This window comes from Ruegeria sp. AN6 (assembly GCF_056540425.1).
Genome location: NZ_JBQFWR010000012.1, coordinates 1 through 19,890 on the forward strand (window position 1 = coordinate 1; position 19,890 = coordinate 19,890).

Consider the following 19,890-nt stretch of genomic DNA (forward strand, 5'->3'; position numbering starts at 1 on the left):
TTACTCCAGCCGAGCCCGACGGTTTGCCCCCTGCTTGAGACCGGTCCTTCTTTCCGCTGCCTTTGTTGGAGCGTTTGGAGTCATCATCATCGTCGTCGTCATCATCATCGTCGCGACCACCTTTACCTGATCCCGAATTGTCGTCACGATCATCATCCCGGTCGTCGTCGCGATCATCGTCTCTATCGTCATCACGATCATCGTCCCGGTCACCACCACGGCCGCTATTACCCGACCCCGAGTTGTCGTCGCGGTCATCATCTCTGTCGTCGTCACGATCATCATCCCGATCATCGTCGCGACCATCCCCGTCTTTCCCCTTGCCGCTCTTGGCAAAGGCATATGACGGTTCAAAATGTAGGCGACCATCGGCATCAAACGTTGGCACATAAGGCGTCGCCGCAATCAACGAAGCCAACGCCGCAGTACTAAGAAGTTGACCCAGCTTTCTTTGAATTTTCATTTTCGCCTCCAATTTTGAGCATCACGCTTTGTGACGTTGGAGACAGGTTACTTCTGGTTCGGCTTTCCCACATCGGGCTTAGGTCTGACGAATTTCAAGCCGAACGTCTTAGTCAGATCAGTCATACCAATAGAGTTTTGCTGAGCCATGTGACCAGTTTAGTGGGAACTAACCCCGTCACCCTTCAACTCGTCATCAGGTTCGAGGTGAATGACAAAGACTGAACCTGGATACAAACGATCCAATTCTTCCTCGATGTCATTGCATATATCATGCGCCGCGCTGACTGGCATTGTGCCGTCCACAACAAGATGAAACTCCACGAAAATGACATTTGCGGATCTGCGCCCTTTGAGGTCGTGGTACTCTAAGGCTGCGCCGAGATTTGCTTCGATTGCGTTGGAAACAGTCTGCAAGTCATGGTCCGACAGGCTCACATCCATCAGGCCATCGACGGATGCCCGAATAACTTTCCAGCCCTCCCACAAGATGTTCAGCGCAACAAGAATTGCCAGGATCGGGTCAAGGATCAACCAGCCGGTGACAAGTGCAAGTATCAGGCCTGCGATGACACCAACTGACGTCATGACATCTGTGAAAATGTGCCGGGAGCTCGTCTCCAATGCAGGCGAACCCTCGCGCCTGCCGATTTTGAGCAATTGGTAGGCCCATGCGCCATTCACGCCCGTTGCAATGACATTGACGGCGACGCCAAGAAGTGGCGCATCCTCAAGATGCGGGTTCGGGAGCGCCAGCAAAGCTTCTCTGATGATCAAGAACGCCGCCAGCACAATTAGTACTCCCTCGGCGACGGCGGAAAGATACTCGGCCTTTTTGTGACCAAAGGGGTGGTTTTCATCTGGGGGTATATTGGCAATCCGAACTGCAAAATACGCCAGCAGCGCCGCAACGACATTCACGGTTGATTCCATTGCGTCTGATAACAACGCCACCGAGCCTGTCAGCCACCAGGCCAGCAGTTTCAGGGCCAGTACCGCAATGGATATCGGAATGGACCAAAGAGCGATTTTTGGTGTCATTTGGCCGCGACCCTCAGTCAATCATTAACAGAAACTCGGGTGATTGGTGAGCTCCGATGTTCAAAACGTAAAACAGGTGTTCGGTGAAAAGGGAATAGGCCTTACGGCTTCCTACTTGCGTGCGGCGACGACGTCTGGTCTCCGCTGCATGGCGCCAAACGACTGTTACTCCGATGGCAGCCCGGTCGATGACGCAGGAACAGCTTTGAGATAGGCGGCAATCGCCAAGCGATCCTCATCCGTGAGGCGAGATGTGTTCTCGATAACCTCCACCATCTCACCACCCGCGCTGTCATAATCCGGTGTGAAGCCAGATTTCAGGTATTCGGCAATATCGGCTTCGGACCAATCAAGTTGGCTTGAGGTAAGGCCGGGGATGCGACCTTTCCCACTTGGATTTGGTGCACCTGTCAGCCAAAGGTCTCGTTTCAAACCACCTAGACTATTTCGCGGCGTATGGCATTCGGCGCAGTGACCCAACGCCTCCACCAGATACCGGCCTTGCCTTTGTTGGTTGGTCAGATCACCTTCGACCACCCAGCTTGGCGACATGAACAAAAGCTTCCATCCCCCCAGTCCGCGTCGAATGTTGAAGGGAAAGCCAACTTCATTCACCTCGCTTTCGGTTGCGACTGCTGGCAGCGTGCCGAGGAATGCATGGAGCGAAACAACGTCTTCGACTGACATGTTGGCATAAGACGTATAGGGAAACGCAGGAAAATAGTGTTGCCCTTCGGGCCCGGTTCCAAGGATCAGAGCATTAGCCAGGTCCAGGGCGGACCAGGACCCAATACCAACTTCCGGGTCACTGGAAATGTTGGGGGCAATGAATGTGCCGAATTCCGTCTCAAAACGGCGACCACCGGAGAGCATGAGCTTGTCCTCACCAACCGCATCCGCCGCTGAATGACAGGATGCGCATCCTGCGGCGTGGAACACGACTTCTCCTCTGGTGAGATCCGGGTTCAAACCGTCGAGTTTAGATTGATCCATTCTTTGTGGTCGGGTCAGCACCAAACCGGCCAACCCAACCAAAAGTGCAACGAAAGCGGTGAAAAGGAAAAACCGTTTCACAGCTATCTACCAATTAGTCTTTCGGTGCTCTGTACGCTTTGTGACATGCCGAACAGCTTCCACCCAGGTCGCCCATCGCCGCTTTCAGGGCTTCAACATCTTGCCCTGCCGCAGCCTGCATCGCAACAGCGGCATCTGCCATGGCCTGCCCTTTCGCACCAACGTCAGGGAAGTTTTCCCAGATTGCCGGCAGCGCTCGGGTGGACGGATCGGACACATTGTCAGATCCCTGGGGCCACATAGCGGATTGGTCGATCTGCGTTAGCACAACAAGGTTGTTTGCAGCCCGTGTTGCGGCCTCGGCATCATAATCCACCTCGCCTTTGGCCATGCCGCCAAGTGTACCAAGATTGAAGGCATAGAGCTGCATGATTGAGGTTCGCGCTTTCACAGCCGGGTTTTCACTTTCGTGGGCGATGGCTGTGCCAATGGCGGCCAATGATAAAAGACCTGCCGCGCAGATTGAGAACTTCTTCATCATGATGTGTCTCCCTGTTCAATGCTCCGAATGTTAGCTTGAACGAATTTTCTTGTAATTGTTTGTTATTTGCCGTCACTTGTTAATTTATGAACAACGAAAACTGGGATGATATTCGGTACGCGCTAGCCGTAAGCAAACACGGTTCGTTGAACGCGGCGGCGGCGGCAATGGGCGTCACGCATGCCACAGTTTTACGCAGGGTAGCCGCATTCGAAGAGCGCAATGGCTGCCGGATCTTTCAAAAAAGCCCGTCAGGATATTCCGTTCTCCCCGAAGCCAGTGCGATCTTTTCGGCCATGGAAAGCGTTGAAGACGCGGTGCTGTCGGTGGAGCGGGCAGTTTTCGGAGCAAATCGGTCTCCTGTGGGTCAGGTGCGCATTACGTCTACCGATAGTCTTTGTCAGATTGTTCTCCCTCGCATCATAAACGAGATCTCGCTCCTTTACCCAGGTTTGAATCTGACTCTGCTAAGCCAAAACAGCCACCATGATCTTTCCCGATTGACAGCAGACATTGCTGTGCGCCCATCGATAAAGCTTGGGGAAGGACTAATCGGGCAGCGTGCCGGAACGCTGTCCTTCGGCGTCTTTGACGATGGTTTACCCAATCGCAAGTGGATGAGGCTTGACGGAGCGTTGAGCCGTTCACTTCCTGCCAAATGGTTGGCGCAGAATGTAAGCGCCGACGAAATGACTAACGGGGCCGACAGTTTTCTGGTTCTACAGCAGATGGCGGCCTCGGGAGCAGGAAAAACCTTTCTGCCTTCATTTTTTGGCGACGTCGATACCCGCCTTACAAGGTCGCAGGACGTATGTCCTGAGATTGAAGTTCCGCTGTGGGTCGCGACGTTAGAGGAAATCGCGCAAACCCCAAGGTTTGCCGTTGTTCAGAAGGCGTTAGTTGAACGTATATCTGAAGCACTAGCTAAGTGATTTCATGCAACAGAGCTTTTCGAGTTCTTGCATTTTTGACTTTCAAAATTTGCAAATTCCACTCGTAAATGCCTGCTTAGGGCTGGCTGTGACCTTCCGGAGTTAAAATGCGGAGGACCGCAAAGTCTGCACACCGGCCCTCCGGTGCGTCACGCGTGAACGGAAAAGAAGCGGAGATACTGTTGAAAAACTCCCAATTTGCGTAAACTCGAGCCAGAATTTGGCCCGACAAGGCCGACGGGAATTTTCAGCTGAGGGTTCTGCCAAATTCTGGCACTGGCCACCAGTGGTCACCGAAACGCCCGTCATCGTTATCAGCAGTGGACTTTTCGGATTGAGTGCCAGTTCGCAGATTTTCGGGGCCTCCCAGGTTTTTGAGTTTTTCAACAGTATCCGGACAAAGCACCAATTCGCTGCGGCTGCACTAAAGTCTGCTTTCGCGTAGTCCTAGGTACAGCCCTGAATATCCCAATTATGCATGACATCTGAGACCTAGTGACCCTAGCGCTTGGCATGGCCAAACAGCGGAGTCTCGCCGTCACAGACACCATTGCGCTCGAACTCCAGAGTGGAATGTGTGATCCCGAATTCCGCACCAATTTGCGTCTTTAGCTCAGCCTTTATCTGCTCCAACCGGTCCCATGCAGCGTCTTCAACGACGACATGGGCATCGAGCGCTGGTGCATTCTCTTCCATCTGCCACAAGTGAACATGGTGGACGTCGCTCACGCCATCTGTTTGGCGCAGAACTGCCACAACCTCTCCTCCGTCGATGTCCGGCGGACTGCCGAGCATGAGCGTTCGGATCGGACCACCGATCTCTGCAAAGGCGAGGTACAGAATATAGATCGCGATCCCAATCGTGATCGCAGGATCAACCCAACGCATGTCATAGAGGATGATCAGCGTGCCACCGACAATAACGGCCACTGAGGCCAGAGCGTCGGAGAGGTTGTGTAGGAACAAGGCGCGTATGTTCTGGCTGCCCTTCTGCATCGAATAGGTCAGCACCGCCGTCAGGGCGTCGACCACAAGCGCCAATCCTGCGATGATGACGACAGTCCACCCTCTGACCTCTGGCGATTCAAACAGGCGGATGCCGCCTTCGTAGATCAGATAAAGACCGATCACGATCAGCGTCGTGTAATTGATCAAGGCCGCCACCGTCTCGATCCGGCCATAGCCGAAGGTCATCCGTTCATCGGCGGGCCGTCGTGCGATTTTGCGGGCTGCAAAGGCAATGACGAGTGCTGCCATGTCTGAGAAGTTGTGCAGCGCATCCGCGATCAGGGCGAGAGACCCTGCAAAGATGCCTCCCACGATCTGGGCGACAGTCAGTAGACCGTTTGCCCAGATCGCAATGGCGACCCGGCGATCCCCGCTGGACGGGTCCAAATGGGCATGGCTATGACCGTGGTGATCATGCGGCATGGGTCTCTCCTGCGTGCAAGTGCGCAATGGCGGCGTCGGGTTTCAGACGGCGGTTTGCATAAACCCACTCAGCGAAGCCCCATCATCGGCCCCCGTTTCAAGCGTAGATATCAATGGGTGTACCGTTATTGACCATCGCGTAGATGTCTTCTATCTCTCGGTCCGTGACCGCGATGCACCCTGCTGTCCAATCCTGCTTGTCCGTGGGATCAATACCGGGGCGTGGTCCACCGTGAATGAAGATATCTCCGCCAGGCGAACGGCCTTGCGCTGTAGCAAATGCGGTATCCACCTCGTTCGGGTATGAGATACCTATAGAAAGATGAAACAGGCTGTCGGGATTTCGCCTGTCAATCACGTATGATCCCTCTGGCGTGCGCCCGTCGCCCTTAAACTGTTTGTGACCTTCGGGAGCGAAGCCAAGGCCCATCGGGAAAGTGCGCAAAACACCCTCTGTTCCATCGAGGACAATCATGCGTTGCCCCTTGTAAACGCGCAGCCGGGTCACCTCCGGCCCCCTATAAGTGCGGAACTTGCTCGCACATCCAGAAAGAACGGTCGCCAGGGCTCCCAGTAGGATCGCGCGACGTGGAACTCCAAAATTCACTGCTCTATGCCTCTTTCGTGAGGTCTCTTCTGGATTTGAAACTAACATGGTGTGCCAGCCCTTTCAATGACCGTGCGCGAGCGAGACCAAGGATACATCCGCATAGCGGACATTCGTCGCGTTGCAGCAGTTGAGAGGTATGGGCTCTTCCGGTACATCCGCTGTGGTGATCACCGACAACCGCTTTGATGGACGATGACGCGAAAACGACCCTTCTTGCAGCGCTGGCCGCCATTCGTTCAACACATTGATTCTCGATGCGTGGGACTGATGCAAAAACCCTTTGCAAAACACTCTCACAAAGACTGGCCTGAGCGGGGTAATTGCAATTATGTGAAGTTCTTCGGACCGAATGCCCACCATCTCGAGTCAAGATAGGTCGCATACTGAATTCTGGGTAGTTTTCTCAAAGCCGCAGGCGCGCAGCAGGCGAGAGCTCCACCACCTTTAACCCGCTGTTTGACGTGACACTGACTTGCCCGTTGTTCCACGCATAGACTAGCACCACTGTTTTGCCTGTGTGGGCGTCCTGCACCTCAATTATTGGTTCGCCCTTTTTCGCGCGATCGGTTTGTTGCTGTGTCGACATCTGCACTCCTCGGTGTTCGTTAAGCCCAACCGCCTCAAGCTGATGTTGTGGGCGGGCAGGGCGTTATCCACTGTTCCATTGTTACGTTCTGCTCTCTGACCCAAGCGGATTATGGCTCAACTTTGAGGAGAGTACGGCGGCTCGTTGACAATCGCACGAACTGGAACGAAACAGGATGAAACGGAACGAACCATAAGCGTGTAATCGATTGATAAAACACGGTAAATATTTTGTTCCTCCGCTGAAAGATGGCAGCGACTTCAAGGAACTCTTCAAGTATCTGGTTTCAGTAGGAGCCGGCCTTCCCGTTGACCAGGCGGGACTTCCTGTGGGCTCATGGACCCCAGAGCTGCTTGCCAGCACCATCTCCCAGTTTGATTCCAATAAGTCGGGTGTCGAGCTAAGGACAGTTCAGCATTGGTTTCAGGATAACGACAGAGGAATTAGCAACGACAATATTCGCTGGTTGGCGCGCGTTTTCGGTTGTGACGATCCCGACGCTATCAGCGCGTGGCGTGCGGAACTTAGCGCCGCCAACAGGCGGCTTGCCGCGAAAAGACGGGGGAAACGGAATGCCCAGAAACGGGGTACGATTTCTCCAGTCGGCGTGGCCAACGGCAGCGAAGAAGTAACGCAGGCCAAGGTTTCGAGACGCAATGATCCGGTCGAACCGAAGAGAATTCCCGGAATAGCAGGAAGAACAGAAGCGATCTTCAGCACTCATTCCTCTTTGGGTTTACCAGTCGTTGTTTTCGCCGCCGCTACCGCACTTGGCCTTATGTCGTTTTCGCTCAATATTCACAGCGTCGTCTTTGTTCCTCCAACAGGTCCTCCAAAACAGGTCGGATTTCTTTGGGCGCCAAACTGGATAATCGTCTTCACGGCAATTCTACCAGCTTACTTTGCGATACTGATCAATCTATTGCGTTCATGGAAGAGAATGTGGCGAATGGGTTTGTCCAACTTCCTCGATCGCAAAAACCCGTTCCCGAGCTGGTCGGAAAGGGTAGCGACCGTGTCCATCGCATATTGGGCGGTATTTGGGGTCACTGTGGCAATAGCCTCGGGCTTCAACTGGGTGGAAACTCATCTGATCCCACTGTTGATCGGGAACGCGGGTAATTGGACCGTCGATTGGGGCAGAATAGCTATCTTTCGTCCTGATTTGATATCTGTTCCAAGCGCGGTAATTTTCTCCGGCCTCGTCTTCCTCCTTAACGCTTTTGGCTCTTACCTGTTCTTCACTGGCCTCATTGTAATCTATTCCATTACGGATGATTTCGTTGACTTGGTGCGAGGGCTCGGACGCGGCGAGGCGGATGAAGAACGCCAATACATAGAAATGGTAGGCCGAGCAGTTATGACCGGAATATTTCGGTGCACGTCACTGGGTTTGGTGATCACCATTTTGATGAAACTACAAGCCAGCTATTTGCTGTCGCATAGCAGGGATATCGTCAGTTGGATGGTGGCTGACGGTCTGAGTATTTTTCGCGGCGACGAGGTATTTTTGGACCAGTATGGGTTCGGTCGGAACGCGCCGGGGCACTACTACAGCTTCTTTTGCATGATCATCATTGTGGCTGTCTTTATCATTTGTTCTGCCAGAATACGGACCGTATTGGCCCAAATGAGTTCTCCGAAGCGGGATGATGAGGATCACATCCCGTGGATGGCGATGTATAGCGTCATGGCATTGTTGGCGATGACGTACATTTCTATTGGTGTGTTTCCCGGCTTCACGATCCTCCTGATTGCTGCCCTGACCTTGGCTGCATGTTTCCTTGCACGACCCACTCTGGGTCAGCTTAACGCAACAAAACCGAGAGAATTAGATGCTTAAGACGAATGCCCTGGACAAAGCCCCCATACATCCCGAAGTCGCGGAAGGTCCATCTGATGTGCGCGCTTATTGGATTCATACTGACGACAATGTGCGGCTTAGGGTGGCTCACTGGCCAACAGAGAAACCATCCAAGGGCACTGTCTTTCTGTTCCAGGGGCGAACGGAGAACATCGAAAAATACGGGCGCACCATCGAGTATCTACATGAATTCGGTTATACGGCGTTCGCTGTTGACTGGCGTGGCCAGGGGCTTTCGGACAGGCTCACCGAAGATCGACTGATGGGCCATGTCGTTCGGTTTTCTGATTACCAGAAAGATGTTGCGGCCACGATTGAAGCGGCCAAGTCTCTCAACCTTCCACAGCCCTGGTATCTGATTGGACACTCGTTAGGTGCCTGCGTCGGTCTCCGCGCAATTGCTGAAGGGTTTCCGGTGGCTGCCTGCGCGTTCACCGCACCCTTGTGGGACATAAATCTCCCACGGTTGCAGCGTCTTGGCGCCTGGCCTTTGTCTTGGGCATTTCAAGCATTTGGGAAGGGTGACACCTATGCCCCTGGTACACGTGGGGAAAGCTATGTCCTGACGACTGATTTCAAGGACAACAGGCTGACATATGATCGTGACATGTACGAATACTATGCGAACATTTCAGAATCTCTGCCTGAACAAGTCATAGGCGGACCAAGTATGGGGTGGCTGTTTCAGGCACTCAGAGAGACCAGGTCGTTGTCAAAAATGCGGTCTCCCGACACGCCATGTATCACGTTCTGCGGTGCCGAAGATGAAATCGTTGCCATATCCGCAATACAGGATCGAATGGCGCGTTGGCCCGGCGGGAAGCTGGAGCTCATTCCGAATGCCAGACATGACGTACTTTATGAGACGCCGCAGGTACGTGAGCACGTGTTGTCTCAGATTTGTGAGCTTTTCTCGGCATCAACAGAGAAAAAACCGGAAACATCCGACAATTCGAGTAGAGATGCACTGGTCCAGGACCAATCATCTGGAAGCACTCCTTCGTCTGGAAAAGGTATGTTTCCTGAATAGCCCAAAGTCGGATCGCCCCAGAACAGCCGTTGGTGGATCAGACAGCGAAGAATGAAGATGAGCCCAAAGCAGTCAATCGTTTGACTTTTTTGAGCATTTCACAAAACTCACCATGTATCACAATTGGGTGTACTCTCGCTTATCAAGTAAGAGGAGAAAGCTGATGGAAACACTGGGCCCGACACTTGCGGCACTAAGCGTTCAGCGTGCATTAATTATTAAGTTGTCACTGGGGGTCTTGGCTTATGTGTTAGTGGTGGACGACGCGCAGGCCCAAAGCTCACAGGCCTGCGTAGAATTGGGGTCTCCTCGAATAGAGTATGCTTCTGGATCTGAAAGCACTCGCGTTAATCAAACAATCTCAACGACGGAACGCACGTGTCTCCCGATCCCAAACGGACCCATTACAGGACTTACAATTGGAAACTCCTCAATTACGTCCTCAGGTGAAATTGAGTTGTATGTTCCGGGCCAAAATACCGTTCCAAGCAATGCTTCAGTTTTAACACTTTTGAATGTCGATGTCGCGGCGGGTAGCGGAGACTTTGTCTCCCGGGAAGCGTTGGCAACAAACATCAACGGGAAGCTCAGAGTGAACCTCATTGGAACTTCGATTGGTTCCGGCAGATCAATGACGTTCGCTCCCTTCAACGGCGCGAATATCGACCCCACTGAAGTCTACTTCCAGTCCGACCGCCCGCTAACCTATGACAACCTTACCGTTATGGGAGCCACCGAAGTGGTTTTCGGGGCGTACTATATCCAGACCCGGATTGCTGAGGCTTCCGATTTCACACTGACGAATAGTTCGATTTCCTCAACCAGCGATATGGCGATAGCCGCAGGCACGACTGTTCGCCTCGATGCAGCAAGCAATTTGAACACCGTAAACTTTGAGAATTTTGGCACGCTGGCCGGAACGGGAACCGTGAACGCATTCAACTTCACAGTTAAGAACGGAGGGGTGCTTTCGCCGGGCTTTTCAATTGGTACGCTTAACAATAGTGGCGGTATCGCATTTGAAACTGGGTCAAGGATCTTAAGTGAAGTCGATCCGACGGCCGGTCAGAAAGCCGATTTGGTGTCATCCAGCGGGTCCGTTACAGGGATTAACCGCGCCACTATACAAGTCGAAGCCGCTCGTCCCGGCCTGACTGCGCAGGACTATGCTGCTGGCAACGACTACACGGTTTTTCAAGCCTCGCGTTTCGATGGAAACTCCCCAACTCTTGTTGCCGGAGGATCTCTGCCCGCCCTATCAAGTCTGAGTATCTCAAACACGCCAACCGCGGACGGTAGAATCGACATAGCGTTTTCGACCCTCCCCGTCTCGAGTTTACCACAACACCCATCAGTTGTTGGATCTCCCAATGCAAGCAACCTTGCTGGTGCGGTGGCTAACACCACAAACACGTCACCTGGAACTAATCTGACTAATGGCTCAACCTTGGGCAATGCAGTTAACACGCTTACCAATTCAGGTTTGGCTGGGTTTAATCGTGTGCACGCAGAACCCTATTCCTCCAATTTGACAGTTGGGCTTGAGCAACTTGACCTGATAACCAACACTGTGCTGAGCCATGCTGACTGCCGCAAGTATCAAGCGGTTGGCTTCAGCAATGCGGATCAACCCGTTGCAGAAGGCGACATCGACTCGGCCCAGAGCCCGAGCGGCGCAATAGACTGCTCTGATCGGCGCTGGTGGATCGACACGGCCTATGTGAGCGGGGACGTTGATGGAAGCAATGGCCTTGGGACATTCGACTATTCGCTGCGCACGATTTTGGTCGGAGCGGATGTCGCAAGCACCGATAGAGGTGTGGTCGGTGTGTACGCAGGTTTTGGGACATCCTCCATGGATGAACACGATCAAGTCGATCAGGACTTTTCGACCGACAGCTATCATGTGGGCGTCTATGGGCGCACAACAACCGGAACTTGGGAGTTCTCCGGGCTGGTCGGTTACATGTTCGGTGAAACCGACGCCAAGCGAAATAACCCTTCTGTTGATGGCTTTACGGGAGGCGAGGCAAAGTCTGATTTGGACCAAGAGGGCATCCATGCCGGTATCCAGGCACGGAAGCTGTTTAACCTGGACAGCGGTGCAAGGGTTTCTATGGTTTTTGGATTGAACTACGGGCGTATCCAACAAGGTTCAGGCGCAGAGACGGGCGGTGGTGATTTCAATTACTCGATTGAAAAAGCGAACGCAGAATCGCTGGTCGCTTCCATTGGAGTTGATTATCAACGCGACTTCTTGACAGAGAATGGTTTGCTAACCCCAATCGCCTTTGCTCGTTACGAGTATGACTTCTTTGCCAACAAGGATAGTGAGCACGAAATCACTGTGACGAGCCCGATATTTGGCACGTTCACACAAGTCGGACAAAACCGAGGTGCAAATGGCTTCGTACTTGGTCTGGGGCTAGGGTATCAGATCTCTGACCTAGCCAGACTAACGGCAGGATATGGCTATTCTGTTCGCTCCAATGGCCAAGAACATGGCCTAGGCGCGAATTTAAGTGTTCGGTTCTGAATTGTCCGTGCGGTTGTTTCAACCTTGGGAATCACACACGCCGACCATCTTTGTTGTGCCTTCACAATCGAACCCAGTGGACGTCCGCTTTGTCCGCAAAGCAGTCATTCAAGCCTGGTGCAGCGAAAGACTGCATTGAGCCCATACCTCCCAAGTTTCTGCGTTGTGGCGAATGACCGCTTCAGAGAAAACGCCGAACGCGGGAGGCGTATTCCTCGAAGTCCGCGCCGTAGCGCGCGCGCAGCCATGGCTCTTCCGCGAATGGTGCAGCCAACAGCACGAGGACCGCGGCACTTCCGACCGGAAAGACCAGCGGTGCCGCCGTCAGCAGCATCCATCCGATGACCATGAAGATATCTGCGACATACTGGGGATTGCGGGAGTAGCGATAAAGACCGTCGGTTCGCAGATGCCCAACGGCACCGCCGGTTTGGGCGATGCCAAAGCGTACAACTTCAAACCAGACGGCTGCGTTTCCGGTGAGGATTAAAGGCACCCCGATCCAGAACCGCATCCAGTCTGGAAATGGCAGGGTCGCCCATCCAAGAATGCCAAGCAGAACAAGCACGCCGAACAAAGTGAATGTTGGAACCCAGACAAGGAAAGGCGTTCTGATCGTGTATTCTTCCGGGGGCCAGAGCCGCCGCGATGGACGCGCAAACGACCAAACGAGCGCGGCCAAGGTTCCTGCGGCAATCCCCAAGCCAAGAAGAGCAAGAAAGGCCTCCATCAGACTTCGGCATGATTGTGTGAATTGAACTCACGGCGTTCAGCGAGCGCCTGGCGCACGATCTGGAACGCTGAGGACAGAAACAAGCTGGCCATGATCGCAGCGACGATCAGGTCGGGCCAGCCGGTGGCCGTGCCCCATACGCCCAAAGCTGCTAACATCACGGCGACGTTGCCGATGGCGTCGTTTCGCGAGCAGAGCCAGACAGAGCGCACATTGGCATCCCCGTCCTTGTAGCTGACCAGCAGCAGGACGCTTGCAAGGTTTGTCGCCAGAGCCAGAGCGCCGACAACGCCCATGATTTCCGCTTCCGGTACGCCGACATAGAAAACCCGGTAGACTGTCGAGCCGAAGACCCACAGGCCCATCAGAAGAAGACTGATGCCCTTGGCGAGCGCTGCATTCGTCCGCGCGCGGATCGAAGCACCGATGACAGCAAGTGAGATGCCATAGGTCAGAGCATCGCCCAAGAAGTCGAGGGCGTCAGCCTTCAGAGCTTGCGACTGTGCGACCTGGCCTGCTGTCATCTCGACGGCAAACATCGTCGCGTTCAGCGCGATGACGATCCACAGCCGCCGTTTGTAGTCGTCCGATACGCCATCGAACTTAGCGTCATGTCCACAACACCCTGACATCACACGGCCTCCTTTAGAATGATTGGTGCCTGTTTAGGAAGAAGGTTCTCTGCGCCGCCGGGGATGATTGGCACATAGCCTTGCCTGATCCGCGCCACGCGCCGGTTCATCCAGTGCCGTATGACAAGACGATAGAGCAACCCGCGAAAACCGGACAGCTGGTGGTGGTCCTTGTAGAAATCATCCGGACTGTCAAAGACATCGAAGTCGTGGTTGATCCCGGTCTTCTGGATGTATGTGCTTTGGCCAGACCACTCGACGGGCGGGGCCTGAAGGCAATCTGTCCCCGCGCCATAGGCACAGAGCGACGTGCGATCCGGAAAGGTCTCCTGAAGCGCTCCCAGAACGCCTTGATCGAGGATAAACCCTTCGAGATTGATCCACTTGCCGTCGATCAGAACTTCCACCCAGGAATGGATGATGCTTCGGGGGGCCAGCGGGAAAACCAACTCTGGCACAACGCCACGCTGCAAGCCCTTGTCGATGGTGAAACCATGAAACCGGCAAGGGATATTCAACGCCCTGAGCAGTGCCATCAGAAGCGTGCCCTTGGTGTTGCACTGCCCATAGCCGTCCGCCAGCACTCGGGAGGCAGGCAGCGCATCGTCGCTGTTGTATCCGAACAGGATTTCGTTCCGCACGAAATCATAGGCCGTGCCGATGCGTGCGGTGGGGTCAAGAGAAGACCACCCGCGCTCGGCGATCAATGCCTGGATCGCATCGGATCGAAAATCGAGTATGGGGGTTTCGGCGAGGTATTTCTGGGACATGGTTCACTCTGGTTTCAGCGTCCCAACTGATATACGATCTCTAGTGACTAGAGGTTCAAGAGGTATTTTCATGTTTTCCATTGGCGAGCTATCGCGGCGCACGAACGTCAAGGTTCCAACAATCCGCTACTACGAAGAGTCTGGGCTTCTCGACGCACCGGAACGGACTGAAGGCAATCAGCGTCGGTATGATGCGGCGGGGCTGGAGCGCCTGAGCTTCATCAAGCACGCCCGCGACCTCGGCTGCTCGATTGAAGCTATTGCTGCCTTGATCGAGCTACAGGGCCACCCGGACCGGTCGTGTGCAGAGGCCAATGATATTGCGACGGCTCAGCTCTCGGACGTGCGCGCAAAGATCAAACGCCTCCGCGCGCTTGAGAAAGAACTGGTGCGGATTTCCAACGGCTGCGATGGCGGCGGAGTGACCGAAGACTGCTATGTCCTGGCTTCTTTGTCGGATCATGGCCTTTGCGAGCGCGATCACTGAAAAGGTAAAGCAGACTATCACATCGTATAGCCAAACGTCGGCAAAGTCCGCTTCTTTCCAGTTCGAACAAGGCGCAGCCAATGTCCGCAATTTCCAGCATGATCGCGTTTTTGGTCACCCGTATGCAGAGGACGGCTGTATGTATTGGGCGTATTGAGTTAGACCAGTTTCGGATTTCCGCCTCCGAACAGCGGCAACAATCGGTTGATCAGCTCGTCCGGAGAGAGCCGATGCGCCAGCTCTGCCAGCTGATGCTCTGTTTCCGGGTTGATTGGCGCGAGGTTAAGCAGATCGCCGAGATGTGCGGTCAGAACCGGGGCTTTGACGGACTCGATTGCATTCGCAAGCTTTCGATCTTCTGGCGTTTCATTGTTAGCAGCTAACTCGCTCGGATCTTCGAAAAACCCATAATCTGCAGTGCCAGTGTCGGGAACAGACGGCGAGCGCGGGCGCGAGACTGCCGCACGCTGAGACAGCGTCTGTCTCGGGTTCGGCTCAGGTTCCGGTTCTTCGGCTTCGATCGATCTCGAGGAACCAGCACCCTTCAGGAACTCATCATACCGGGTCACCACGCCATCTTTGACGACGGGAATCTCCGGCCAGGGTTTGCCTCTCTGGCTGTCATTCAGGGCTTTGAACCGATGGTCTTTATAATAGGACACCCGGTTTGTCCGGATCGGGAACATGCCCTTGCCGGTGATAATGACCTCTTCTTTCCCCAGACGACCGATTTCTTCCGGTGTCATCAATGGCCGGCCTTTCTCCGACCAGCTTTCCGACCGACCGGGCTCTTTCGACCAGTTGCGTCCCGATACAGATTTTTGCGTCACCGTCTTGTTGCCAAGCGCTTTGGACAGTTTCTGTTTGGTTTCTTCCGAGTTGGGTGTCAGCCACACATGCAGATGAGAACTTTCCGTCAGAATCTCTTCCCCTGCCAGCCCATAATGTTCCCGCAGCGATGCGGGCGACTGCACGACCAGACACAAACGGCCGCCATAGCCGGGTAGGGTGGTGACCGCATCGAGGACGCCCTGCATTTTCCCAAGCGAATGAAACTCGTCGATCAGGAACAGCACCGGCAGGAAGTCTTCATCCGATGCCATGAGCCTTCGCCGCAGGGCGTTGATGGCGCACTGGACAAACAGTCGGACAAGGGGGCGCGACACTTGCTTGTGGGCTTCAGGAATGCAGAGGTAACAGGTCTGGGGCTCCCACCGCATCTGTTCAAAGTCGAAGTCGTTTCTCTCCGTTGCGGCCGTAGCCCGAACGATGGCCGGGTTGCTCCAGGCGTTAAGGCCTCCGCCCATCAACACCGACAGGTAGATCCCCAACTGCTTGTTGTCCTGACCGGCCATGCGTAGCAGAACCCCTTTGGAAATCGGGTCCGGAGCCCGGGATGCCAGCGATGCAAACATGGTCTTGTAGTCGGGCACTTCATCATCCCCTTTCACTTTCGGGGTAAGTACCTGCAGCACCCGACCGATCGAGGGCAGGGGTTCGTTGCAGACAACTGAGGTAGCGGCTCTGAAGATTTCCTGCGCATCTTCCATCAATGATACTTCCGCACCGCTGGTACTCTTGGGGGCGAGCAGGGCAGCGCTGATTTCAGAAATGCGTACAAGTCTGTCTTCCAGATCGACCATCTGAGAGATTTCAATCAGCGGGTTGAACACATGAGATCGACCTACAAGGGAGCCATCCGGGTTGTTGGGAAACCGCATATCGAACGGCGAAAGAACCCGCACCTTATCGCCTTTTTCCAGCCGACGCCGCGCGGTGGTTTCAAAGAGTTCGCCCTTCACATCATACACAATCAGAGAACCGGGATAGTCGAGCAGGGTAGGGATGATAATGCCAACGCCCTTTCCGGATCTCGGCGGGCCCGAGACCAGAACCGTGCCCTGATCATCGGTGTGGGCGCGCAGGTGCGGCGCTTTTTTATCCGGTTTGCCCAACTTGCCCAGTACCAGCCCCCAATCACTGATCAGCCGCGCCGCGCGGATCTCCTTTGCCGTGGCCCACCGTGCGTCGCCATGGGCATCGGTTGCGGTCACGCCAAACACCATCCCGCCAAACAGATATGCGAGACCAGCTCCGGTCATGACGCCGAGCGTGATACCGCCCCAGAGCGCCATGTCCCAATCCTTCGGGTGTATGCTGTTGCGCTCGCTGAGCAGCAACCACGGTCGCCACGTCTCGATGTCCCCGTTCACTTTCCAGGCAATCAAAAGCGCCGCCCAGAGCGGGATGCTGATGACCGCTGCCGCAATCGTATAAGGAAGGTGAGTTTTTGCCTGTATGGTGCTCATGACTTACTCCTTCAGGACAATCTTGGAGGCCCTCAAACTGAACCCGTCACAGGTACAGATCCCGCGAGACGAACACATTGATCTGTTCGCCCTGGTCAATCCAGATCGACGGCGGGATGGATAGGTATTCCTCAAATGCGCTTTGACCGGCATCTGCAAACCCATCGGTGCCAGTGTTCAGGTCGTTTTCGTTGAGCGTCCGATTTCCAAAACTCGATATCCCGGAGAAAATCGAGATGAAGAACGCGGCTTCGAATTTGAGCCCGAAATGATGCTGCACGTTTCCGGTTATCCCGGCCCGTCCCAAAGCGTCCACACCGCGAGACCCGATCATGATGGAGCGTTGATCCGTTGTGATTACCCGGTTCCAAGCCACGAGAACCCGGCGCTGGCCGAGCGAGATATCCGAGGAGTATTCACCGACCAGCGTTGACCCGCGTGGGATCAGGACCGTTGTGGCGTCGGCTGACCAGACATCCCGGCTGACGCGCGCGCGCAGCTCACCCGGCAAGTCCGATGAGATAGCCGTTTCAAGGATGGCGGGGATGGTGCGCCCTTGCGGAACAAGGCGGTGAACGTCTTGCAACTGGGTGGCCCGCGCCGTCTGTACTGAGCGGGACGCGGCCGCGTCGAGAAAGTCGTTGCCAGTGCTGCTTTTCGCTCCAGTGCCGACACCTGCACCTGCGCTGCTGCCGCCCAAACTGTTGGACAATGGCTGTGCCAGCCGTTCCTCTTCAGCCTTGCGTTCCGTTGCCAGCCTTTGCGCCTCTGTGTCGCCTTTTGGTTGTGCTTCCGGATTTTGGCCCGGCTCGGTAATCGGTCTGTTCGCCTGTATCCGTGCGATCAGTTCACGCTGGCGCCGCTCAGCGGCCAGCCGGTCATCCTCCAGCTTTTTCAGGAAGGCTTCCAATGCAGCCTCTTGCCGTTGTGTCCGTTTTTCCAGAGCCGCCAAGGCCTGCGTATCGAGTGTGGGGACTGGCCGTTCCGGTTCAGGGGCAGGTTCAGAGTCCTGAGCCTGAGCGTCAGCAATCAATTCGCGCAGTTCGGCCAGCTCAGCCTCAAGCACCGCTACGCGTGGATCTACCTGCGGCTCAACCTGGGCCATTGGCTGGGTCGGAACAGTGCCGAACAAGCTGCCGCCCTGTTGGCGCGGATCTGGGGTTTGATTGACCTCGGGAATGATGCTGGTACGCCGGCCGGCATCATCATCGCCAAGATTGATCCAGAGCGCGGCGCCTATGAACCCCACGAGAGCAAGCCCACCAAGGATCATGGGCAGGTTGACGCCACGCTTTGGTTCATCTTCGGGTTCGATGCGGTTGGACAGGAGTTTGTTTTGCTCTGGCATCAGCGGTTCTCACCACTCGTGGCCGCGCTTCGCAGTGACCATCCTCGTGGTCTGTCCGGGTCGCGGTTTCGATCGATCTCATAGAGCCGGTTGTTGAAGACGCAGACGACATACGGGCCGTCACGCAGCACCAGGCGCGGGTAGATACCGGTCACAACAATGGTGCCGTCAGCCAGATCACTTGTGTTAACCAGACGCTCGCGCCCTTTTGCGTCCATTGCAAATACAGCAGGCCGCACGCTTTGCTGTTTCAGGCGCAGATAGGTTTTGCGCCCATCGTCAAAGGCCACCGCCGGGCGCAACAGCTTGTCGCCGCTCGCACTATACTGCAGGTTCGCAGGTCGTCCCGTGGTGTTGAATGCGGCCTGGATGCTTCCCGCCTGTCGGGGCCTATATCCCTTTTTCCGATCCGGATAGCTGAACCGGTAAAGAAACCCGACGTTTCCAGGGGCACCGCCTTTATGGGCGTGCAACAGGAACACGTAAGTGCGGAGATTGGTTTCCAGGATGAGGTTGCTTGCCTGCGGCGTGGCGTATTTTGCCTTGATGACAAACCCGTCCCGCGCGGTGTTCGGGATGAAGTCCCAGGTTGTGGGGTCGCCACGTACCTCATCGATCATCACCTCGCCTTCTTCCAGCTGGATTGTCGCAGCATAACCGGTATGGGCATCGATCTTGTAAACCTCGTCCTGGTGATAGACGAGCGTTCGAATGCGGGCATCGGTACGCGTGCCGCGCCCGGTCTGTTCAGCGGAGACTGTGACAACACCCACGGCCAGCATCGCGGCGGTGGCACATATAAAACGAAGCATCAGCGCGCCTCCTCATCCAGGCGGTAATTGGTGACGCAGAAGCCGGTCGGGTTTTCCCAACGTTCCTCGAGTGTCATGTTTCCGGTGCGGTCGAATTCATACCCCATCGTCACCACGAAATTGCGCTCCGAGACCGGTGCGCCTTGTTGCGCCCGGGCACTTTTCGTCATGCGCAGCGTGGCTGAATCTCCGTTGTGCAGGGTGACAGACCGAATGCGCACATCCACACGGCCAAAGCTCCCATAGATGTTCATGGGGCTGTTGGGGTTTTCTGCGTCATAGAGGGCGGCCAGATCCTCAGCCGCCCCGCCGCAAGTCTGACCGTAGACAGCGTTCAGCCGGTCCCGCTGGTCATGTGCGTCATAGGTTTCCCGGTCGCGGGCATATTGGAACAACAGCGCCTGGGTGACATATTCGTCGTCGTCCAATGTGAGATGGCCCAGACGCGATTCCACATTGACCAAGCCGGTATGCTTGTCGACGGTCATGGTGATCGGGACCAACTCTTTCAGTGGCGTCAGAGCCATGACCGCCGCAACGCCCATCACGCCGATCAGTGCGCCGATCCCGCCAACGACATAGGCCAGCCGCGCCCGGCGTCGCATCGAGAGATACAGTTCATCTTCCCAACGGTCATGACCGTCATGAATGGTTGTTGTGTCCGGAAGGGGTGAGTATGGATCGCTTTCGCCTGAGCAGAACGCATTCTGCGGAAATTCTACCTTTGCGTGTTGCATGTGGTGACACCTCGT

Annotated in this window: 19 protein-coding genes; 5 read left to right on the forward strand and 14 right to left on the reverse strand. The window is 55.1% G+C overall.

The window, feature by feature from the left end; genetic code table 11:
• The 4 genes from ACR0MQ_RS16910 to ACR0MQ_RS16925 all read right to left on the reverse strand — a co-directional run.
• Nucleotides 1–463, reverse strand: a 463-nt coding sequence (locus ACR0MQ_RS16910) for a hypothetical protein (RefSeq protein WP_480609596.1), incomplete at its 3' end; no start/stop codon positions are given.
• Nucleotides 464–621: 158 nt separating this feature from the next.
• Entirely contained in the window at nucleotides 622–1,503 is an 882-nt protein-coding gene (locus ACR0MQ_RS16915) for a cation diffusion facilitator family transporter (protein ID WP_480609599.1), read from the reverse strand.
• Nucleotides 1,504–1,668: 165 nt separating this feature from the next.
• Nucleotides 1,669–2,577, reverse strand: a complete 909-nt coding sequence (locus ACR0MQ_RS16920; RefSeq protein ID WP_480609602.1) for a c-type cytochrome — start codon at nucleotides 2,575–2,577, stop codon at nucleotides 1,669–1,671.
• A 13-nt stretch (nucleotides 2,578–2,590) separates the two neighbouring features.
• Nucleotides 2,591–3,058: a c-type cytochrome gene (locus tag ACR0MQ_RS16925; RefSeq protein ID WP_480609604.1), complete on the reverse strand. Its 468-nt coding sequence runs from the start codon at nucleotides 3,056–3,058 to the stop codon at nucleotides 2,591–2,593.
• An 86-nt stretch (nucleotides 3,059–3,144) separates the two neighbouring features.
• Here ACR0MQ_RS16925 and ACR0MQ_RS16930 point away from each other — a divergent pair, with 86 nt between their 5' ends.
• On the forward strand, nucleotides 3,145–3,990 hold the full coding sequence (locus tag ACR0MQ_RS16930) for a LysR family transcriptional regulator (protein WP_480609607.1): 846 nt from the start codon (nucleotides 3,145–3,147) through the stop codon (nucleotides 3,988–3,990).
• A 501-nt stretch (nucleotides 3,991–4,491) separates the two neighbouring features.
• On the opposite strand, the gene ACR0MQ_RS16935 is transcribed toward ACR0MQ_RS16930, so the two are convergent.
• From ACR0MQ_RS16935 to ACR0MQ_RS16945, 3 genes are all read right to left on the reverse strand, one after another.
• The gene (locus ACR0MQ_RS16935; protein ID WP_480609610.1) at nucleotides 4,492–5,421 is read right to left on the reverse strand and encodes a cation diffusion facilitator family transporter; all 930 of its coding nucleotides are present in this window, start codon (nucleotides 5,419–5,421) and stop codon (nucleotides 4,492–4,494) included.
• Nucleotides 5,422–5,518: 97 nt separating this feature from the next.
• Nucleotides 5,519–5,995 carry a L,D-transpeptidase family protein gene (locus tag ACR0MQ_RS16940; RefSeq protein ID WP_480609834.1) on the reverse strand — a complete coding sequence of 159 codons (477 nt, stop codon included), beginning with the start codon at nucleotides 5,993–5,995 and terminating at the stop codon, nucleotides 5,519–5,521.
• A 439-nt stretch (nucleotides 5,996–6,434) separates the two neighbouring features.
• Nucleotides 6,435–6,617: a hypothetical protein gene (locus ACR0MQ_RS16945; protein ID WP_480609613.1), complete on the reverse strand. Its 183-nt coding sequence runs from the start codon at nucleotides 6,615–6,617 to the stop codon at nucleotides 6,435–6,437.
• A gap of 208 nt (nucleotides 6,618–6,825) precedes the next feature.
• On the opposite strand from ACR0MQ_RS16945, the gene ACR0MQ_RS16950 reads away from it, so the two are divergent.
• The 3 genes from ACR0MQ_RS16950 to ACR0MQ_RS16960 all read left to right on the forward strand — a co-directional run bounded on the left by ACR0MQ_RS16950 (nucleotide 6,826) and on the right by ACR0MQ_RS16960 (nucleotide 12,047).
• Nucleotides 6,826–8,460 carry an RcgA family putative transporter gene (locus ACR0MQ_RS16950; RefSeq protein ID WP_480609616.1) on the forward strand — a complete coding sequence of 545 codons (1,635 nt, stop codon included), beginning with the start codon at nucleotides 6,826–6,828 and terminating at the stop codon, nucleotides 8,458–8,460.
• A complete protein-coding gene (locus ACR0MQ_RS16955) occupies nucleotides 8,453–9,511 on the forward strand; it encodes an alpha/beta hydrolase (protein ID WP_480609618.1) in 1,059 nt (352 codons plus the stop codon). The genes ACR0MQ_RS16950 and ACR0MQ_RS16955 overlap by 8 nt, the downstream gene beginning before the upstream one ends.
• 163 nt (nucleotides 9,512–9,674) lie before the next feature.
• Nucleotides 9,675–12,047: an autotransporter family protein gene (locus ACR0MQ_RS16960; protein WP_480609620.1), complete on the forward strand. Its 2,373-nt coding sequence runs from the start codon at nucleotides 9,675–9,677 to the stop codon at nucleotides 12,045–12,047.
• A 181-nt stretch (nucleotides 12,048–12,228) separates the two neighbouring features.
• Here the strand turns inward: ACR0MQ_RS16960 and ACR0MQ_RS16965 are convergent, their stop codons facing one another.
• From ACR0MQ_RS16965 to ACR0MQ_RS16975, 3 genes are read right to left on the reverse strand one after another with little or no spacing between them, the layout of a single operon-like run.
• Entirely contained in the window at nucleotides 12,229–12,777 is a 549-nt protein-coding gene (locus tag ACR0MQ_RS16965; RefSeq protein ID WP_170574509.1) for a methyltransferase family protein, read from the reverse strand.
• Nucleotides 12,777–13,412: a cation efflux transmembrane domain-containing protein gene (locus ACR0MQ_RS16970; protein ID WP_209599655.1), complete on the reverse strand. Its 636-nt coding sequence runs from the start codon at nucleotides 13,410–13,412 to the stop codon at nucleotides 12,777–12,779. The genes ACR0MQ_RS16965 and ACR0MQ_RS16970 overlap by 1 nt, the downstream gene beginning before the upstream one ends.
• Nucleotides 13,412–14,182 (reverse strand): transglutaminase-like domain-containing protein, encoded by a 771-nt coding sequence (locus tag ACR0MQ_RS16975; protein WP_209599654.1) that lies wholly within the window; start codon nucleotides 14,180–14,182, stop codon nucleotides 13,412–13,414. Before ACR0MQ_RS16975 ends, ACR0MQ_RS16970 begins: the two co-directional genes overlap by 1 nt.
• A 70-nt stretch (nucleotides 14,183–14,252) precedes the next feature.
• Here ACR0MQ_RS16975 and ACR0MQ_RS16980 point away from each other — a divergent pair, with 70 nt between their 5' ends.
• Complete coding sequence (locus tag ACR0MQ_RS16980) at nucleotides 14,253–14,669, forward strand: MerR family transcriptional regulator (protein ID WP_480609624.1); 417 nt, start codon at nucleotides 14,253–14,255, stop codon at nucleotides 14,667–14,669.
• Nucleotides 14,670–14,827: 158 nt separating this feature from the next.
• Here the strand turns inward: ACR0MQ_RS16980 and ACR0MQ_RS16985 are convergent, their stop codons facing one another.
• The 4 genes from ACR0MQ_RS16985 to ACR0MQ_RS17000 are packed head-to-tail and all read right to left on the reverse strand — an operon-like array spanning nucleotide 14,828 to nucleotide 19,875.
• A complete protein-coding gene (locus ACR0MQ_RS16985) occupies nucleotides 14,828–16,978 on the reverse strand; it encodes a type IV secretory system conjugative DNA transfer family protein (protein WP_480609627.1) in 2,151 nt (716 codons plus the stop codon).
• A 46-nt stretch (nucleotides 16,979–17,024) separates the two neighbouring features.
• Entirely contained in the window at nucleotides 17,025–18,326 is a 1,302-nt protein-coding gene (locus tag ACR0MQ_RS16990; RefSeq protein ID WP_480609630.1) for a TraB/TrbI/VirB10 family type IV secretion system protein, read from the reverse strand.
• On the reverse strand, nucleotides 18,326–19,138 hold the full coding sequence (locus ACR0MQ_RS16995; protein ID WP_480609633.1) for a TrbG/VirB9 family P-type conjugative transfer protein: 813 nt from the start codon (nucleotides 19,136–19,138) through the stop codon (nucleotides 18,326–18,328). Before ACR0MQ_RS16995 ends, ACR0MQ_RS16990 begins: the two co-directional genes overlap by 1 nt.
• Nucleotides 19,138–19,875: a VirB8 family type IV secretion system protein gene (locus tag ACR0MQ_RS17000; protein ID WP_480609636.1), complete on the reverse strand. Its 738-nt coding sequence runs from the start codon at nucleotides 19,873–19,875 to the stop codon at nucleotides 19,138–19,140. The genes ACR0MQ_RS16995 and ACR0MQ_RS17000 overlap by 1 nt, the downstream gene beginning before the upstream one ends.
• Nucleotides 19,876–19,890 lie beyond the last annotated feature (15 nt).

Excerpts from the sequence above, each read along its gene's own strand:
- ACR0MQ_RS16935 (WP_480609610.1), bottom strand. The coding sequence starts at position 5,421 with ATGCCGCATGATCACCACGGTCATAGCCATGCCCATTTGGACCCGTCC.
- ACR0MQ_RS16975 (WP_209599654.1), bottom strand. The coding sequence starts at position 14,182 with ATGTCCCAGAAATACCTCGCCGAAACCCCCATACTCGATTTTCGATCC.
- ACR0MQ_RS16960 (WP_480609620.1), top strand. The coding sequence starts at position 9,675 with ATGGAAACACTGGGCCCGACACTTGCGGCACTAAGCGTTCAGCGTGCA.
- ACR0MQ_RS16980 (WP_480609624.1), top strand. The coding sequence starts at position 14,253 with ATGTTTTCCATTGGCGAGCTATCGCGGCGCACGAACGTCAAGGTTCCA.
- ACR0MQ_RS17000 (WP_480609636.1), bottom strand. The coding sequence starts at position 19,875 with ATGCAACACGCAAAGGTAGAATTTCCGCAGAATGCGTTCTGCTCAGGC.
- ACR0MQ_RS16970 (WP_209599655.1), bottom strand. The coding sequence starts at position 13,412 with ATGTCAGGGTGTTGTGGACATGACGCTAAGTTCGATGGCGTATCGGAC.
- ACR0MQ_RS16985 (WP_480609627.1), bottom strand. The coding sequence starts at position 16,978 with ATGAGCACCATACAGGCAAAAACTCACCTTCCTTATACGATTGCGGCA.
- ACR0MQ_RS16945 (WP_480609613.1), bottom strand. The coding sequence starts at position 6,617 with ATGTCGACACAGCAACAAACCGATCGCGCGAAAAAGGGCGAACCAATA.
- ACR0MQ_RS16955 (WP_480609618.1), top strand. The coding sequence starts at position 8,453 with ATGCTTAAGACGAATGCCCTGGACAAAGCCCCCATACATCCCGAAGTC.
- ACR0MQ_RS16965 (WP_170574509.1), bottom strand. The coding sequence starts at position 12,777 with ATGGAGGCCTTTCTTGCTCTTCTTGGCTTGGGGATTGCCGCAGGAACC.
- ACR0MQ_RS16930 (WP_480609607.1), top strand. The coding sequence starts at position 3,145 with ATGAACAACGAAAACTGGGATGATATTCGGTACGCGCTAGCCGTAAGC.
- ACR0MQ_RS16925 (WP_480609604.1), bottom strand. The coding sequence starts at position 3,058 with ATGATGAAGAAGTTCTCAATCTGCGCGGCAGGTCTTTTATCATTGGCC.
- ACR0MQ_RS16995 (WP_480609633.1), bottom strand. The coding sequence starts at position 19,138 with ATGCTTCGTTTTATATGTGCCACCGCCGCGATGCTGGCCGTGGGTGTT.
- ACR0MQ_RS16915 (WP_480609599.1), bottom strand. The coding sequence starts at position 1,503 with ATGACACCAAAAATCGCTCTTTGGTCCATTCCGATATCCATTGCGGTA.
- ACR0MQ_RS16990 (WP_480609630.1), bottom strand. The coding sequence starts at position 18,326 with ATGCCAGAGCAAAACAAACTCCTGTCCAACCGCATCGAACCCGAAGAT.